General features: G+C 64.5%; 11 protein-coding genes. 5 read left to right on the plus strand and 6 right to left on the minus strand.

What is annotated here, in order from left to right; translation table 11 throughout:
- Positions 1 to 119: 119 nt before the first annotated feature.
- Genes AC6I21_RS06225 through AC6I21_RS06245 form a run of 5 tightly spaced genes read right to left on the minus strand, consistent with a single transcriptional unit; the run spans position 120 to position 5,397 of the window.
- The gene (locus tag AC6I21_RS06225; RefSeq protein ID WP_497763235.1) at positions 120 to 1,058 is read right to left on the minus strand and encodes a glycosyltransferase family 2 protein; all 939 of its coding nucleotides are present in this window, start codon (positions 1,056 to 1,058) and stop codon (positions 120 to 122) included.
- Complete coding sequence (locus AC6I21_RS06230; protein WP_497763236.1) at positions 1,051 to 1,908, minus strand: hypothetical protein; 858 nt, start codon at positions 1,906 to 1,908, stop codon at positions 1,051 to 1,053. The genes AC6I21_RS06225 and AC6I21_RS06230 overlap by 8 nt, the downstream gene beginning before the upstream one ends.
- Entirely contained in the window at positions 1,905 to 2,774 is an 870-nt protein-coding gene (locus AC6I21_RS06235) for a sulfotransferase family protein (RefSeq protein ID WP_138926062.1), read from the minus strand. The genes AC6I21_RS06230 and AC6I21_RS06235 overlap by 4 nt, the downstream gene beginning before the upstream one ends.
- A 3-nt stretch (positions 2,775 to 2,777) precedes the next feature.
- Positions 2,778 to 3,998 (minus strand): phosphotransferase, encoded by a 1,221-nt coding sequence (locus AC6I21_RS06240; RefSeq protein ID WP_497763237.1) that lies wholly within the window; start codon positions 3,996 to 3,998, stop codon positions 2,778 to 2,780.
- Positions 3,979 to 5,397 (minus strand): O-antigen ligase family protein, encoded by a 1,419-nt coding sequence (locus AC6I21_RS06245; protein ID WP_497763238.1) that lies wholly within the window; start codon positions 5,395 to 5,397, stop codon positions 3,979 to 3,981. Before AC6I21_RS06245 ends, AC6I21_RS06240 begins: the two co-directional genes overlap by 20 nt.
- Positions 5,398 to 5,835: 438 nt before the next feature.
- On the opposite strand from AC6I21_RS06245, the gene AC6I21_RS06250 reads away from it, so the two are divergent.
- Together AC6I21_RS06250 and AC6I21_RS06255 are read left to right on the plus strand one after the other, a co-directional pair.
- A complete protein-coding gene (locus AC6I21_RS06250; protein WP_497763239.1) occupies positions 5,836 to 10,797 on the plus strand; it encodes a PKD domain-containing protein in 4,962 nt (1,653 codons plus the stop codon).
- Between the two features lie 316 nt (positions 10,798 to 11,113).
- A complete protein-coding gene (locus AC6I21_RS06255) occupies positions 11,114 to 12,877 on the plus strand; it encodes an SLC13 family permease (protein WP_497763240.1) in 1,764 nt (587 codons plus the stop codon).
- A gap of 72 nt (positions 12,878 to 12,949) precedes the next feature.
- Here AC6I21_RS06255 and cysC read toward each other — a convergent pair whose 3' ends face one another.
- Positions 12,950 to 14,140, minus strand: coding sequence for an adenylyl-sulfate kinase (cysC, locus tag AC6I21_RS06260; RefSeq protein ID WP_497763241.1), 1,191 nt, complete (start codon positions 14,138 to 14,140; stop codon positions 12,950 to 12,952).
- A gap of 143 nt (positions 14,141 to 14,283) precedes the next feature.
- On the opposite strand from cysC, the gene AC6I21_RS06265 reads away from it, so the two are divergent.
- Genes AC6I21_RS06265 through cysN form a run of 3 tightly spaced genes read left to right on the plus strand, consistent with a single transcriptional unit; the run spans position 14,284 to position 17,300 of the window.
- On the plus strand, positions 14,284 to 15,078 hold the full coding sequence (locus AC6I21_RS06265; protein WP_497763242.1) for a 3'(2'),5'-bisphosphate nucleotidase CysQ: 795 nt from the start codon (positions 14,284 to 14,286) through the stop codon (positions 15,076 to 15,078).
- Positions 15,079 to 15,123: 45 nt separating this feature from the next.
- Positions 15,124 to 16,047, plus strand: a complete 924-nt coding sequence (cysD, locus tag AC6I21_RS06270; RefSeq protein ID WP_497763243.1) for a sulfate adenylyltransferase subunit CysD — start codon at positions 15,124 to 15,126, stop codon at positions 16,045 to 16,047.
- Between the two features lie 2 nt (positions 16,048 to 16,049).
- The gene (gene cysN, locus AC6I21_RS06275; protein WP_343833486.1) at positions 16,050 to 17,300 is read left to right on the plus strand and encodes a sulfate adenylyltransferase subunit CysN; all 1,251 of its coding nucleotides are present in this window, start codon (positions 16,050 to 16,052) and stop codon (positions 17,298 to 17,300) included.
- The last annotated feature ends 125 nt before the right edge of the window (positions 17,301 to 17,425 follow it).

The following is a 17,425-nucleotide window of genomic DNA, read 5'->3' on the forward strand; positions in this document are numbered from 1 at the left end:
TCCGGCCAAGAAGCCGCCGGGGAGCGCGTACCGCCACGCCAGCAGCAGTTTATGGCCGTAGACGCCCTTGGCCCCCGGCAACAGCCGGGGGCCAAGGCGTTGGGGAGGGCCGGGACTGGTCAGATGCCGCGGCCCTTCTCGTTCAGGCGGTCCACCACCCAGCCGGGGCTCAACGCCCCGCTGGCCACCGCCAAGGCGAGGTAGCCGCGCGGCTGACGCGGGTTGAGCCGAATTGACTGCGCGGCAACCTGCACCCCCTCACGGCGGCGCTCCTTGAGCGATGCCAGGGCGAACGCCCGCTGCCCATGCAGCCAGGAGGCCGTGCGCTTCGAAGCGGTCAGTTCCGGGTGCTTGCCGATCAGGAAACTGATTCCGGCTTCCATGGCCTCCCACCGGCGGGAGAACTTCGAACCGCCCTTGTGCCACAGCACGTCAACGGCCGCCTGCGGCAGGACGCTGATTCTTCCCGCGGCCGCGGCCCGGATCAGCAGGTCGTAGTCTTCCCCATAGCCGTAGGGAATGGTTTCATCGACCAACCCCACCTCCTCGATGAGGAACACCCGGTCAAAGAGGTAACTGGAGGGGTGGGCCCCGGTGAGCCGGTCCTGGGTGATGGCACCGGTGTCAACGGTGGCAAGCTGCGGAATCCTGACCATCCGCTTCTGGCCGTAACTGATCTCAATGCCGGTGACGCACCCCGAGGCGTTCTCCTGGCGCATCAGGGCGACCTGCCGGGTCAGCTTGCTGGGCTTCCAGGCATCATCATCATCGCAGAACGCCACCAACTCGGTGTCGGCGTGCAGGATGCCCGAGTTGCGGGCTCCGGCCAACCCGGGTGTCCGGGTGTTGGTGATGACCTTCACCTGGCGGTTGCCCTCGCGGCGGGCAAGCTCTGGATGCGGTGCGCGGTTGTCGTAGACGACCGTGATGGTGATGGACCCCTGGTAGTCCTGGTTCCAGGCGGCCTCGATGGCCTGCTGCAGCAGGTGCATGCGGTCCTGCGTGGCGATCACCACCGTTACCGATGGTGCCGGCGATGGACTGTGGATCTCAGACATTGATACCCCCAAGTAGCTGTGGTCGAGATGCTCTGGCGGCAAACCGGGCATCGGACAGGGCCGAACGACGGTTGGGCGCCACAATAAAGGACAGGACGATGGCCAGGGCCAGCGAAGAGGTGAAGTAGACGGTCACTGGTGGACGTGCGGCCGTATCCGGTACGGCGGCCTGCCGGGAAATAAAGCCCGGGTCCGGTGGGATGGTATCGATGGCCGAGAGCGCAAACTCCAGTTCACTGATTCGCTCCGAGGATTCGGCCAGCGCCTCACGGCGTTCGCTGATCGGGATGTCCTCGATCTGCTGCTCCTGGGCTTCGGTGCGCAGCACCTTGATGTGTGCCTGCAGTTCCTCGCGCCGGCTTTCCTCCAGGCTCTCCAGGCGGGTGAGGCGCTCCTGAAGGAAGTTGGCCGAAAGCAGCTTCACGGCCCGGTAGGCCAGCTGTGGATCCGTGTTGGACACGTAGAGGCGCAGGATGCGGGAGTTGATGATTGGTGAAATGGTCAGCTCCCGCAGCAGGCCGGAGGAGCGCCCCGGATACTCCAGCTCGCGGGCGGTCTTTCCCACCACCGCGTCCGAATACAGGATCTGCACCGCGGAGTCGATGGACACGTCCCGGTCGGCGGCAACCTGCGACGAACTGGTCACCGCAACGACCACCACGTCCACCTGGGCCGAATACTTTGCTGGCTGCATCAGGTAGAACGCGCTGCCCAGGCAGAAGACGATGATGAAGCACAGCAGGGTGCGTCCCGGGTTGCGCAACGGCATCGAAAAGACCTCGGCCAGCGTTTCCGCGTCGCTGCGTCGCTCGGCGTGGCGGCTCTTGAGGCTGGCAACCTTGGCGATCATTGCAGCCAGCTTGGCGTGTAGCCCAGGAACCGGATGAGTTCATCGTTCTCGCCGGCGAACTCCCGGTCCAGCAGCTGGCGCAGCTGCGGGGCCATCTCGGCGCTGGGCCGGGAATTGGAATGGATGATCTCCTCCGGACGCCAGGGGTCCAGCCCGATGCTGTTCAGCAGCTGATCCCAGCCCTCCAGGCCGGGTCGGAAGAACGCATCGGCGTCCAGGATCGTCAGCTTCCCCGGGGCCAGTGCGTTTTTGGCCCGGCGCAGCTGAGCCGTGTAGCGGCCCCGGGCCACATAGCCGTAATGCTGGTGGGCGAAGGACTGGTAGTTCGGGTCGGCGATGATCTTTTCTTCCTCCCCGGCCAGGCGCTCGGGTTCGCGATCCAGGGCCTCTTCGAAGGACAGGGTTTCAAATCCCCGCCCCTTCTCCTGCTTGTAGGCCGAAAAGGCGCGCTGGGCGGGGTCGCGTAGCAGTACGATGACCTGGGCCTGTGGTGCCACCTCGGCGATGCGCTGCATGGCCAGGGGATGGAAGAGGTAGTAGGGGCTGGCCTCCCCACTGATCCGGTCAGACCCCCAGGGGCGGCGCAACGGGAAATGACCGGCATAGAAGTTCGGGCCCCGGCTGAAGCGCTCGGCCGTGTCAAAGAAATGGATGCCCTTGTTCAGCATCGGCGGGCGCACCTGCGGATGGCGCGCGAGCATCCGGAAAAGACTGGTGGTGGCGCAGCGCTGCGCGCCGGCGATAATGAAGCCCGGCTGCATGCGCAGGCTCGCGGTCATTTGCCCGAAACCCACCAGCGTGGTCCGCGCGAATTGGCGTGCCGAATGCTGGATGGTGTCTTCCACGACGAATTCTTGTTTAGTCATTACTTACCCCCATTGAGTGTCTTTGATCAGTTCCTGCATCACGTCGGTGTACCAGCGCCCCAGCGCAAAGGTCGCCTCGACCTGGTGCCGATGCCCGTCCCCAAGGAACCTGGCCGCCAGGGTGGCCAGGTAGAGCAGCCGGAGCATCGCCTGAATGGCGTGGCGGGGTGCCCGGGTCCCACATTGCACCTGCAGTCCCGCGACGTTCGCATTCAGTTCCGGATCGTGCAGCGCCTTAAGTGCCGCACCCATGTTCCCCATCTCGCGCAACCTCTCGTGGGCCGCGAAGTGGAATAGGTCATTGCCCACCGGCTGACCGGTGTCGTAGCGCTCCCAGTCCCAGACCATTGGCGCGGATTTGGTGCGCGCCATGTTCCACGGGCCAAAATCCCCGTGCCACGCCCCGAACGCCAGGCTCTCTTCGGGCAGCAGGCGCGGTAGCTGGCGAACCATGTCGGCCAGTCGTCCGGCTTCGGGAACCGCTGCCAGAGCCTCCAAGTCACGCAGCAGGCCCCGGAACCAGGTGGAATCGGCCAGCAGGCGTTGCTCCACCGGCGCGCTGGCCAACAGCCCGATGACCGCGCCGACCGGCAACGGCAGGGGACGCTGAAGCGCATTGGGGCGCAGTGCGCTCATCACCAGCACGGGCTTGCTGTCAAAGAAGTCATAGGAAATCACCTGCGGTACCTGCAGCGCTGAGGCTGAGCTTGACTGCAGGGCCAGCAGCGCCCGGTGTTCATTGGCCACCAACTCGTGGGCCAGCTCGGACAGCCCGATCTTCGCAAACCCCAGTTCACGCCCGCGTCGGTCAAAGATCCCCAGCACCGGTTTGCGGTTGGCGCGCGCCGACCCGGTCATCAGCCCGAAGCAGACCGGCTGGTTGAAAATGTTCTCCAGATGGGTGGTGATGGAGCCGGAGGCGTCACCGACGGTGATCCCGGCGGGCATCAACCGTGCGCCTGCCGGTGAACGCAGCGCCGCGGCCAGGGCGTAGCGGCGGGCCTTGTGCTTGAGACCGTCGCTGGCGCAGGGGCGGATCGCACTCCACATCGCGGCGGCGGGAACGTTGGCCGGGACCGCCAGGCGCGGGTTGGTGCGCGAGGGCACCAGCCGCCAGCCATCCTGCCCGGGGACAAGGTCCTGCACTTCGACGGTTCCGTGCGGGAAGAGCTCACCGAGCGTTTCACACAGTGAGCCGAGTCGTTCACCGGTAGCGCTGTTCATCAATGACCAGTCCTTCCGCTAATGGGTCTAGTTCCTGTTTTTCCCTGAACCAGCGCCAGGAAAGACCGGTGGCGATCATCAGGATGAACAGGGAAGTGGTGATGGTGTCATAGGTCGGCAGCACGCAGGCGAAGAACAGTGCCGGGTAGACCATGGCCCACTGGCGTGAGTCCTTGCTCTTGAGTATCGGGAAATAGCGGCGCACGAAGAACGCCAGGAACAGGAGCGTGCCGATGATGCCGGTGCAGAAGATCAGGTACCACAGCGTGCCCTGGGTCCCCAGCTGCGGGGGCGAGCACTGGTGGCAGTCCGCGGTGGCGCCGGCGGCAATGGAGAAGAAGTTCCCCTGCCGGGTGCGGGTGGAGCCGAAACCGATGAATGGGGAATGCTCCACCGTGGTCTTGAGCGTGTAGCTGGCCAGGTTGGCGCGTCCGGTGTTGCTGTGCGGATTATCCAGGCGCGACTGGATGACGTCCCACAGGGGGGTGCTGATCAGCAGCACCGCCGCCACCAGGAACGCCGTGCAGAAGGCGGCCAGGGCAATGAAGTAGCCGTTGAGCGTCAACCGGACCAAGAGCAGCAGCCCGAGCACGACCAGACCGACCCACATGGCGCGATTCAGCGAGAGGATGGCCGGCGGGATCGCGGCCAGCAACCCGACCCACATCAGCACCCGCACCCACTTGCGGGCCACATATTTGATGGCCAGCAGGTAGAACGGCAGCAGCAGGCCGTAGTTGGCGCCCCAGGAGTTGGCGTACTGGTAGGGCGCCTTCGGACGCGGACTGGAATAGCCCAGGATGTCCTGCATCTGCGTCAGCCCGGGATGGATCTGTGAATTCACAAACGTGTTGGAGGTGATGGCGTGCGGCAGCACGGCCTCCAAGACGGACGGGAAGTCAAGGAAGCTCAGGTACACCCCGGCATAACCGCCCAGTACGGTGACCCCGAAGAGCATGGCCAGCAGGATGATAATCGTGCGGTCCGCGAGCGTCTTTTGCGAACAGTTGCCGATGAAGAGCATGACCGCCGTGCCGGCCAATACCCAGGCGAAGCGGTAGGCCCAGCTCAACACGCGGGCCGCACCGCTTTCGGGCATCAGGCCGGGTACCGGCACCCAGAGCACGAACACGCCCAGGGCCACGATGATCAAGAACAGTCCCCACAGCCAGAATCCCGGCGGCACCTGGATCCGCGGCTGCTTCAGCAGCTGGTAGCCCAGCAGGGCGCCGACAATCAGGAAGCCCAGGTTGCCCAGTCCCAGCAGCCACCACAGCGGAAAGAAGCCGAGAAAGGCGACCAGCGGCCACGCAGGATTGCGCTCGAACCAAGTGTTCGAGCGCAGGCGCCATTCATGGCGCGGTGCAGTATTAAATCCCCCAAGTACAGGTGGCTTCATCGGTTTACATCCCCAGTTAGAAACCGAACCCGCCCGCCACGTGGTGACGCCGAGTATGAAACTGACGCCAGCCTACCGACAAAGCGTTGAAGAAGGGAAGGGGATGACGCGCCAGGAGCGCCGTGCCGCGGCGGATTGCAGTAGCCCATCACGAATCGAGTACCAAGCGAGTAGTGAATCCAAGTAGTTCGGAGTAGTTAACGAGTATGGGGTCGCGGTTACCACTATTCCTGTGTCCCGGATTGCTACCCATAATTAGGTCAGTTGTCGTCCTTTCGGCGGCGCTATGTCACTGGCATTGCCAACTTGGGGTTGGTTTGGGGGAACATCATGAGGGTCAAAAGATTCTTTGCGGCCGTGGCTGGCCTGGCAATGATCTTGGGGTTAACAGGGATTAATGCGATACCGGCCTCCGCGTCGGATCAGGAATACAACTCCGTGGTATCTGCCACGCCACGGAACAACACACCCCACGTACTGGATGGAATCGTCTTTTCCATCGCCGAAGTGGGAAACATGATCGTGCTGGGCGGATCCTTCACCCAGGTCCAGGCGGCCAGCGGCGGCCCGGTCCTGACAAGGAACCGCCTGGTTGCGTTTAACAAGGACACCGGGGCGATCAGCACCAGCTTCGCTCCGAACCTGAACAGCACCGTGCGTTCGGTCATCGCCGCACCGGATGGCAATTCGGTGTACGTCGGTGGACAGTTCGGCACGCTCAATGGCCAATCGGCTCCCAAGGTGCTGAGGCTGAATGTGGGCAACGGGCAACGGATCACCCAATTCAACCCGGGACAGATCAACGCCGTGGTGCATGACATGAACCTGGTGGGGGACCGGCTCTTCTTCGGCGGCGAATTCACCGCCGTGCGCGGGCAGGAACGCCTGGGCCTGGCCGAGGTGAACGCCACCAGCGGGGCGCTGTCCGAGCGCACCAAGGTCGCCTTCACCGATACCCACCGCGGCGGGAACACCTTCGTGCACAAGTTCGACGTGGATGCCGCCGGCAAGAAGCTGGTGGCCACCGGCAACTTCCGCTACATCGACGGGCAGGACCGCGTGCAGGTGGGCGTGCTGGACATCTCCGGCTCGCAGACCAACGTGGCCGACTGGCAGACCGAGCGCTGGAAGCCGAACTGCTACCCGTCCTTCGCCTACTACCTCAATGACCTGGACTTCGCCCCCGACGGCAGCTACTTCGTGCTCTCGTCCATGGGCGGCTACGGCAGCGGCCCGCCCACCTTGTGTGACACCATCTCCCGTTGGCAGAGCGGTGCCAGCGGCGCCGGGGTCAACCCGGTGTGGGTGGACTACACCGGTGGTGACAGCGTCTACGCCGTGGAGGCCACCCAGCACACCATCTACTTCGGTGGGCACATGCGCTGGGTCAACAACCCCTTCCGCGCCGACGCCGCCGGACAGGGCGCCGTGGGCCGTGAAGGCATTGGCGCGCTGAACGCCACCAACGGCATGCCCATCGAATGGAACCCGGGACGTGACCGCGGCCGCGGCGTCTTTGACCTGCTGGCCACCACCGACGGGGTCTGGGTGGGTTCTGACACCGACCGGATCGCCCGCTACCTCTACCGCGGACGCATCGCGCTGTTCCCGCTGGCCGGAGGCACCGGAATCCCGTCGGCCGAACCGCCGGCGCTGCCGGTGGACGTCGTGCAGGCCGGAGCCCTGTCCACCACCCAGGACGCCAGGTACCTGTACCGCATCAACTCCGGGGGCGACACGGTCCCGGCCGTGGATGGCGGGATGGACTGGCTGGGGGACAACACCGCCCCGGGCAGCAACTACCGCAGCAGCGGGAACAACAGCGCAGGCTATGACACCGTGGGTTCGCTGAGCGACAAGGTGCCCGAATCCACCCCGCGCGGAATCTACTCCAGTGAACGCTGGGATCCGGCCGGCGGGGAGAAGCTGCAATACAACTTCCCGGTGGACTCCGGGAAGAACGTTGAGGTGCGCGTGTACCTGGCCGACCGGTGCGACTGCACCACCGCCCCGGGCTCGCGGGTCTACAATCTGGACATCGAGGGCAGCCGTGCGTACAGCAACATTGACCTGAACGCGGATCCGGGCCACAACATCGGCACCATGCTCAGCAAGCGGGTGGTCAGTGACGGGAACATCAGTCTCTCCTTTGACCACGTGACCGAGAACCCGTCCGTCAGCGGCGTGGAGATCGTGGACCTGGATGCCCAGGCCCCGGACCCAGGGGCCGCCGGACAGGTGAACGAAACCTACTTCAACGGCACCAGCGCCGCGTCCAAGGGGGCCACCAAGCTCACCGGAAACGTGAACTGGGAAGCGGTGCGGGGCGGTTTCGTGGCCGATGGGCGGATGTACTTCGCCATGGCCGACGGCACCTTCGCCAGCCGCACGCTGAACGGCAACACGCTGGGCAACGCGGCCACCCACGACCTGTATGGGCTGACCAACTTCTCCAGCGAGGCGCAGCAGATGACCGGCCTGTTCTTCAAGAACGACCGGATCTACTTCACCCTCAGCGGGCAGAACGCCCTGTTCATGCGCTACCTGGACCTGGACAGCGGGATCATCGGGGCCGAACGCTTCACGGTGGCCACCGCCTCCGCCCAGGTGCCGTGGAACGAGGTGCGCGGCATGTTCCTGGCCGGGGACAAGCTCTACCTGGCCAACCCGGCCGGTGAGCTGCTGGCCGCGAACTGGAAGCAGTCCGTCACCGACGGCACGGCCGAGGGACCCACCCAGGTGGTTTCCGGGCCGGACAAGGACGGGGTGAACTGGGCCAGTCGGGCGCTGATCTCGATGACCAGTGACGGGGCCCCGCCGCTGCCGAACCAGCCGCCCACCGCGGCCTTCGGCTCGGAGTGCACCTATTTGGGTTGTGCCTTTGACGCCTCGGCATCCGCGGATTCCGATGGCGAGATCAAGGCCTACGCCTGGAGCTTCGGGGACGGCAAGACCGGCACCGGCAAACAGGTCGAGCACCAGTACGCCGAGGCCGGGGACTATGAGGTCACCCTCACGGTCACCGACGATGACGGGGCGACGGCGACCAAGACCGCCACGGTCACGGTCACCGCGCCCGAGAACCAGGCACCGACCGCCCAGATCACCCAAACCTGTGATCAGCTGGCGTGCGAGTTCTCCGGTGCGGACTCCAGTGACCCGGACGGTGAAATCGCCTCCTACGCCTGGAGCACCTCCGATGGCGGCAGCGGTGAAGGAGCCACCTTCAGCCACGAATTCGCCGAAGCCGGAACGTACACGGTGAGCCTGACCGTCACCGACGACCAGGGCAAGAGCGATACGAAGCAGGTCGAGCTCGAGGTGAGCACCACCCCGAACTCGGCACCGGAAGCCAAGATCCTGACCACCTGCAACCAGTTGGAGTGCACCTTCAACGGCGGCGGGTCCACGGATCAGGAGGGCGAGATTGCCTCGTACAAGTGGAGCACGTCCGATGGCGGCAGCGGGGATGCGGTGGAATTCGTGCACGAATTCCCGGCCGGCGGCAAGTACACGGTGAGCCTGACGGTCACCGACGAGTCCGGGGCCACCAACACCGTGGAGGAGGAGGTGCAGGTCAGCGCGGCAGCCAACCAGGTGCCGAAGGCTTCCTTCACCCAGGACTGCGTGTTCCTCTCCTGCACGTTTGACGGCACACTCTCCGCCGACCCGGACGGGGAGATCACCGGCTACGTGTGGAGCGTGAACGGCACCGAGGTCGCCGAGGGCATGGTCGCAACCCACGCCTTCGAACAGCCTGGCACCTACCAGGTCACCTTGACGGTCACCGACGACGCTAACGAGACCGGCTCGGTGACCCAGCCGGTGAGCGTGGTGCAGGACCCGGGCCCACAGCCCGGAAACAACGTCTCGTTCGTCGCCTCGACGGCCAACGACGGCGCCACCACCAGCACCAGCCATACGGTGACGGTGCCCTCCGCGGTGAAGGAAGGCGACCTGATGGTGGCGGTCCTGTCCACCAACTCGGGCAGCACCACGCTCAGCGCACCGGCCGGCTGGGAAACGCGGGCCGATGCCTCCACCACCAGCATGAGCGGGGCGATCTACTCCAAGATCGCTTCGGCCTCCGATGCCGGCAGCAGGGTGAGCGTGGGCAGCAGCGGGTATGTCAGGGGATCACTGGTGCTCTCGGCCTACCGGGACGCCACCGTTGACGGGGCCTCGTTCGCGATGCGCCCGGAGACCACCTCCGGCGCGGTGCACACCACCCCGGTGCTCAACGCCCAATCGAACAGCTGGCTGCTGTCCTACTGGGCGGACAAGACCGCATCGACCACCACCTGGCAGCTGCCCGGCGGCACCGTGGCCCGGGAAACCGGATCCGGCAGCGGGGCTGGACACCTGTCCTGGATGCTGGCCGACTCCAACGGGGCAGTCTCCTCCGGGGACGCCGGCGGGCTGAAGGCCACCGCCAACTCCACGACTGCCAACGCGGTCATGGCCTCGGTGGTCCTGGCCGGGGCACCCGGGCAGGGCGGCAACGCCAAGCCGGTGGCCGGCTTCGAGTGGGACTGTGACTTCCTGGCCTGCATCTTCGACGGCACCGGGTCCTCGGACCCCGAAGGTGCGCTGCTGGACTACACCTGGTCCGTCAACGGCGAAGAAAAGGCCAATGGGGAAAGCTTCAGCCACGCCTTTAGCGAAGCCGGGACCTATCAGGTCAGCCTGAAGGTCACCGACCCGCAGGGAGCCAGCGGCACCAAGACGGCCTCGGTGAGTGTTGAAGCGGACACCGCACCGGAACCCGAATCCGAGGTGGAGTTCGTGGCCTCGGCCGCCAACTCCGGGACCGCGAATGCGATCAACCACTCGGTGAAGCTGCCCTCGGGCATCCAGGCCGGAGACGTGCTGGTCGGGGTGTTTGTCACCAACCAGTACACCTCGGCCCCCAGCATCCCGGCCTCCTGGGAGCAACGGGCCCAGGTCGCCACCGCCTCGATGCAGGGAGCGATGTTCTCCAAGGTGGCCACGGCCTCCGACGCCGGGACCACGGTGAGTGTCTCGGTCGGCGGATATGCGCGCGGCTCACTGTTGGTGGCGGTCTACCGCAACGCCACGGTGAACTCGGCCTCCTTCGTGATGGAACCCGAGGTGGGTGCGAAGGCCCAACACCAGACACCTGAGGCCACCGCGGCCAACGGGGACTGGGTGTTGTCCTACTGGGCGGACAAGACCGCCTCCACCACCAAGTGGTCCATCCCCTCGGCGCTGTCGACCCGACAGACCGGGGCGGGCACCGGGGCCGGGCACCTGTCCTGGATGCTGGCTGACTCCGGCGGACCGGTCAGCGCCGGCGCCGTGGGCGGGCTGACCGGCACCGCGGACAGCAGCACCTCCAACGCCGTCATGGGAACGGTGGTGCTCGGCGCCGAGGACTAGCCGCCCGGTGCGCCACAACGACGGTGGCCTGCAATCCAGCGCTGGATTGCAGGCCACCGTCGTGTTGTGCACAGATCCACACGGTAGGCCGCGGCAGGAATTGTTGCCCGGCCGGTTGCGCCGCAACGCGCGACATGCCGGGATCGGTGCGGTGGTGGCATGGACTGATGGGCCGGGCTCTGCAAAGATGAGTTCTGTAAACGCTGCATCACATCATGAACCTGGGCGCTAGATGAAATGGTCTGCGCCAGGGTGAGGTCACTGAGCGGCGCTGACCCATGTGGGGTGGGTTTCATGGCAATACAGGGGGAGTATTGTGGGCATTGATGCCATATTGACGCTGGTCGTTGTGCTGTGCGTCCTGGGGCTGCTGGCCGCCACACGGCTGGCCGCGGACCTGATTCTGATGGGAGCGGCACTGTGCCTGATGCTCCTGGGCATCCTGACGCCCCAGGAGGCGCTCGCGGGGTTCTCCAACACCGGGGTCATCACGGTCGCCGTGCTCTATGTGGTGGCCGCCGGGCTGAGCGAGACCGGGGCCGTGCAGTGGATCACCCAGAACCTTTTGGGCCGGCCCTCCAGCGTGCGCGGCGCGTACGCGCGCATGCTGCTGCCGGTCGGGGGACTGAGCGCCTTTTTGAACAACACCACCGTGGTGGCGATGCTGCTGCCCGGCATCCAGGAATGGGCGGCCCGGCTGCGCATTCCGGCCTCGAAACTTCTGATCCCGCTCAGCTACATGGCGATCATCGGCGGGACCATGACGTTGATTGGCACCAGCACCAACCTGGTGGTCAACGGGCTGCTGCAGTCCGAGCTGGGGATCTCGCTGCGGATGTTCGACATCGCGGCCGTCGGACTGCCGCTGACCGTGTGCGGGGCCCTGTTCCTGACCCTGTTTGGCAACCGCCTGCTGCCCAACCGGCAGGACGCGGTCGAGCAGATGCAGTCGGCCCGCGAGTATGCGGTGGAGTTCCGGGTCCAGCCCAATGGCCCGATTGCCGGCAAGTCCGTGGCCGCCGCCGGGCTGCGAAGCCTGACCCATGGGTTCTTGACCAGGGTGGAACGTGATGAGCACCTGGTGGTGGAGGTGACCCCGGAACTGATCCTGGATCCGGAGGACATCCTGATCTTTGTCGGGGCACCGGAGTGTGCCAGCGAACTGCGCCACATCCGGGGACTGGAACCCAGCGCCGGAGATGTCTCCAAGCTGGGGATCCGCCACTCCCAGCGCCGGCTGGTGGAGGCGGTAGTGGGACCGGATTTCACCGGGATTGGCCAAAGCGTCAGGGAAAGCCGCTTCCGCTCCCACTATCAGGCGGTGATCCTGTCCATCTCCCGGTCCGGGGAAATGCTGCGCGGAAAAATCGGGGACGTGAAACTGCGGGTAGGGGACACCCTGCTGCTGGAGACCGGAACCGACTTCGTGCGCCACTACCGTTTCCGCCGGGATTTCATGCTGGTCAGCAACGTCAGCGACATCGCCCCGGCTAACTTCCGCAAGGCCCCGTGGGCGATTGCCATCCTGATCGGAATGGTCGCCCTGAACGCCCTGGGGGTCCTGGAAGTCATCCAGGCGGCCCTGCTGGCCGCGCTGGCCATGCTGGTGACCGGGTGCCTGTCCATGGGCAACGTGCGCCGGCATATCGACCTGCAGGTCATCATTGTCATTGCCGCCTCGTTCGCGCTCGGGGCGGCGATGGTGAAAACCGGAGCGGCGGCCACCATCGCCAACACGCTGCTGCTGGCTGGCACCGGGCCCTGGGGAGCCTTGGCGCTGGTGTTCCTGCTGACGCTGTGCTTTACCGAGCTGCTGACCAACAACGCCGCGGCAATCCTGGTCTTTCCCATTGCCATGGCCGTCGCCGAACGGGTGGAGGCAAACTTCATGCCCTTCGCCATCACGGTCATGATCGCCGCCTCGGCCAGCTTCATCATCCCCATCGGCTACCAGACAAATCTGATGGTGATGGGGCCGGGCGGGTACCGGGTCATCGACTTTGTCAGGATCGGGATCCCAATGAGTTTGGTGACGGCCGCCGTCACCCTGAGCGTGGTTCCCCTCATCTGGCCGCTTTAGCCCGCACCACCCGGCACAACGAAGGCGGGCGGCCGTGCGCCGTGTGCGCCCTTCAGCGGCCGCGCCGAAACCCTAGTGGACGTGTACGGCTTTCGGCGTGTGGGCCGCCAGCAGCTCAAAGACCCGTTCGGTGGCGGTATTCAAATCCACGACCGATAGATCCAGGGTGAGCTCGGCATCCTCGGGGACCTCGTAGGGGGAATCAATTCCCGTGAAGTCCTTGACCTCTCCCGCCCGGGCCTTGGCATACAGTCCCTTCCGGTCCCGCTGCTCGCATACCTCCAGCGGGGTGCTCACGTGCACCAGCAGGAACCGTCCGTGCGGCGCGACCAGCTCACGCACCGCCTGACGGGTTTGGGCAAACGGCGCGATGGGGGCGCACAAGGCCAGACCACCGACCTCGGCGATGCGGGCGGCAATCCACCCAATGCGTTCCACATTGGTCTCGCGGTCTTCACGTGAGAAACCCAGTCCCTTGGAGATGAAGCGGCGGATGTCATCCCCATCCAGCAGCACGGCCGGGCGTCCCAGTTGCTCATGGATGCGCTGCTGTACCGCGCGGGCCAACGTGGATTTGCCGGACCCCGATAAACCACTAAACATCACCACCGTGCCCGAGGCCGCCTCGGGCTGCTGGTGCCGCGCGGAGCGGAAATCGGCGAGCACATTCCCGGAAAGACGCTGGATCAGTGCCGCTGCGTCCACCGATGGCGGAACTACCAGATGCCCCGCGGTGCTGCCGGAGAAAAGGCCGGCCGCCGCCCGCAATTGCTTGATGGCTTCGGCATGCCCGGGGCCCGAAGACCGGTCGCTGGGGCTGAGCAGCACAAAACAGGTGCCCTTGGGCAACGGCTGCAGCTGCTGCAGCCGTTGCAGGTCCACAGCCGACGGTGCCTGGTCAAAAAGCACCACGGCGCGTGTACCGAGCGGCGAAGTCAGGCGCAGTTCGCGAAACGGCCCGTGTTCGGCATCGGCCAGTTTCTGTACCTTTCCCACCGTTACGGAAGCCTGCCCCGGATCCGACTGCCGGGTGTAGGAGACCCGCACCAGCGGTGTGCCATCGGGATCGGCCAGCTGAATGTGTCCCCTCTGGCCGGGATCGGCCAAGGCAGCGTCCGGGAGCTGCGACCATTGCGGAAGGTTTTCCAGATCCAACCCCTGGTAATCGAGCAGACCGCCCACGATGAGTTCCACGATGTCGAGCTGGGCAATATCCAGCTGCACGATCGGATCCCGATACGGGATCGACCCCATGTTTTCCATACTTTCCCCCAAGAAGTATTCCCTGGAATCCACCCTAGAGAGCGAAAGCCGTTTCGGCTAGAGCCAGGTAACGGACACGAGTAGCGTGTAACCCCTTTCATCTGAACCCCAAACATGGATAGGATGGCGAACAACCGAGTGTCTTGGGGAAGACCTTGGATTTGTTTTGGGAGCAAAAGGGGGATGCTTCATTGGGGGATTTGCAATGCGCTATCGACCTGGCCGAAGGTGCCGGGAAGAAGCTTCTTCAACTTCGTGACCGGGCCGGCGAACTAGGCCTGGAGGGTAGGGAACTCAAGGCCGCTGGGGACAGAACAGCCCAGGAATTTCTCGCGCAATCCTTGCACCAGCTCCATCCGCAGGACGCCGTCCTCTCCGAGGAGGCCGTGGATGACAAGTGCCGCCTCGATAGCCGACGGGTCTGGATCATTGATCCGCTGGATGGCACGCGGGAGTATTCAGAATTCCGGGATGACTGGGCCGTGCACGTCGCCCTGTGGGAAGACGGAGAGTTGTCGGCAGGTGCCGTTGCGTTGCCGGGGCTTGGTCTTGTCTTGGACAGCGCCGAACAGGGCATGCCGATGGCCGTTGGCCCGGCCCGCCCGTGGCGCATTGCCGTCTCGCGCAGTCGCCCTCCGCAGATCGTGCACCAGCTGGCACAGAACGCGGATGTTGAACTGGTGCCCATGGGCTCGGCCGGCTACAAGGTCTGCGCGGTGGTCAGGGGAGAGGTGGACGCCTACGTTCACGCCGGCGGCCAATACGAATGGGACTCGGCAGCGCCGGTGGCGGTCGCCCAGGGCAAGGGCCTGCACACCAGCCGGATCGATGGAAGCCCGCTGGAGTACAACCGCGCCGATCCCTACCTACCGGACCTGGTGGTCTGCCATCCGGCGCTGAAGCGTGAACTGTTTGAAGCCGTACACGCCTTCGCCTAGACACCTACAACAAACGTTCATTCACTGAATTTGGGGGTTTACTCGATGAAACTAAAAACTGCCACGAGTATGCGGTATCAGCTGGATCAGCTGACCGCGCTGGAGGCTGAATCAATATTTATCATCCGTGAGGTCGTCGCGGAACTGGAGCGCCCGGGATTGCTGTTCTCCGGAGGCAAGGATTCGGCGGTGCTGCTGCACCTGGCGGCCAAGGCCTTCGCGCCGGCAGCCATCCCGTTCCCGGTGGTCCATATCGACACCGGGCACAATTTCCAGGAGGTGCTGGATTTCCGGGACGCCGAGGTGGCACGGCGCCGAGTCCGCCTCATCGTCGGGTCCGTGCAGAAAGCCATCGACGCCGGTCAGGTGGTCGAGGAACGCAACGGCTCACGCAACCGGATCCAAACCCCGGTGCTGCTGGACACCATTGAAAAGCATCAGCTAAATGCGCTGATGGGCGGAGCCCGCCGGGATGAGGAGAAGGCCCGCGCCAAGGAACGGGTCTTTTCCTTCCGCGACGAATTCGGGCAATGGGATCCGAAGAACCAGCGTCCCGAGCTGTGGAGCCTGTACAACACCCGGCTCAATCTGGGGGAGAGCATCCGGGTGTTCCCGTTGTCCAACTGGACCGAACTGGATATCTGGAACTACATCGAACGTGAAAACGTTCAGTTGCCCTCCATCTACTTCGCCCATCAGCGTCAGGTGTTCGACCGCAACGGGATGCTCTTTGCCGTGCACCCGTTCTGTCAGCCGCGGGAAGACGAGCCGGTGCGCAACCAGATGGTTCGCTATCGGACCGTGGGGGACGCCAGTCTCACCGCGGCCGTGGCATCAACCGCGATGACCGCGGCGGAAATTGTGGAGGAGGTGGCCACCACCACGATCACCGAGCGTGGGGCCACCCGCGGAGATGACCAAGTGAGCGAGGCGGCGATGGAAGACCGCAAGAAGGAAGGGTACTTCTAGACATGGACCTGCTACGCATAGCCACCGCCGGCTCCGTTGACGACGGAAAGAGCACGCTCATTGGCCGTCTGCTCTTTGACTCCAAAGCGATCTTCGCCGACCAGCTGGATTCGGTCGAAAAAACCAGCCAGGAACGCGGCTCCGAATACACGGACCTGGCGCTGCTCACTGACGGATTGCGCGCAGAGCGCGAACAGGGCATCACCATCGATGTGGCCTACCGGTATTTCGCCACCCCGAACCGCAAGTTCATCGTGGCCGATACCCCAGGGCACATCCAATACACCCGAAACATGGTCACCGGCGCCTCCACCTCCGATCTGTCCATTGTGCTGGTTGACGCCCGCAAGGGGATGGTGGAGCAGTCCCGGCGCCATGCCTTCCTCGTTTCCCTGCTGCAGGTACCGCACCTGGTGGTGGCGGTGAACAAGATGGATCTGGTCGACTGGTCCCAGGAGGTCTTTGAAGACATCCGCCGAGAATTCGTGGACTACGCGGCTCGCCTGAACATTGCCGACATCCAGGTGATACCGGTTTCGGCGCTCACCGGCGACAACGTGGTCACCCGTAGCCAGAACATGCCCTGGTACGAGGGGGCTTCGCTCATGCACCACCTGGAGAACGTGCAAACCGCCAGCGACTCGAACATGGTGGATGTGCGCTTCCCCGTTCAGTATGTGATTCGTCCGCACAACAACGACTACCACGACTTCCGGGGGTACGCCGGCCAGGTAGCCAGTGGAGTGATGAAGGCGGGGGACAAGGTCGTGGTACTTCCCAGCGGGCTGCCATCGACGATTAAGGAAATCAGCACCGCCGATGGGCCGGTGGAACTGGCCTACCCACCAATGTCGGTCACGGTGCGGCTCGAAGATGAAGTCGATATCTCCCGCGGTGACATGATCGTGCGCCCCAACAACCAGCCAAAGGTGGCCCAGAATTTCGAGGCCATGATCTGCTGGATGAGTGACAAGCCCATGAAAGTGGGGCAGAAGCTGGCGATCAAACAGACCACCAAGACCGCCAGGGCCCTGGTCAAGGAACTGCGTTACGGCCTGAACATCAACACGCTCCATCGGGACGAAGAGGCTACCGGACTCGCGCTGAACGAGATTGGCAGGATTTCCATGCGGACTACCCAGCCGTTGTTGGCCGATGAATACCATAAGAACCGCACGACCGGGGGCTTCATCCTGATTGATGAAATCACCAACAATACTGTTGCTGCAGGAATGATTATCGAAGCGGCCTAAACCGGCGAATAACGTGAGGCGCTGAGCGATGTAAGAGGACACCGCTCAGCGCCTTATGCTGTGGGGAGAAGCACGAGCAGAACGCCTGGCAGAGTGACCTGCTACACCCATGAGGCAACAATGTA

The organism is Glutamicibacter sp. St.4D3 (assembly GCF_059728615.1).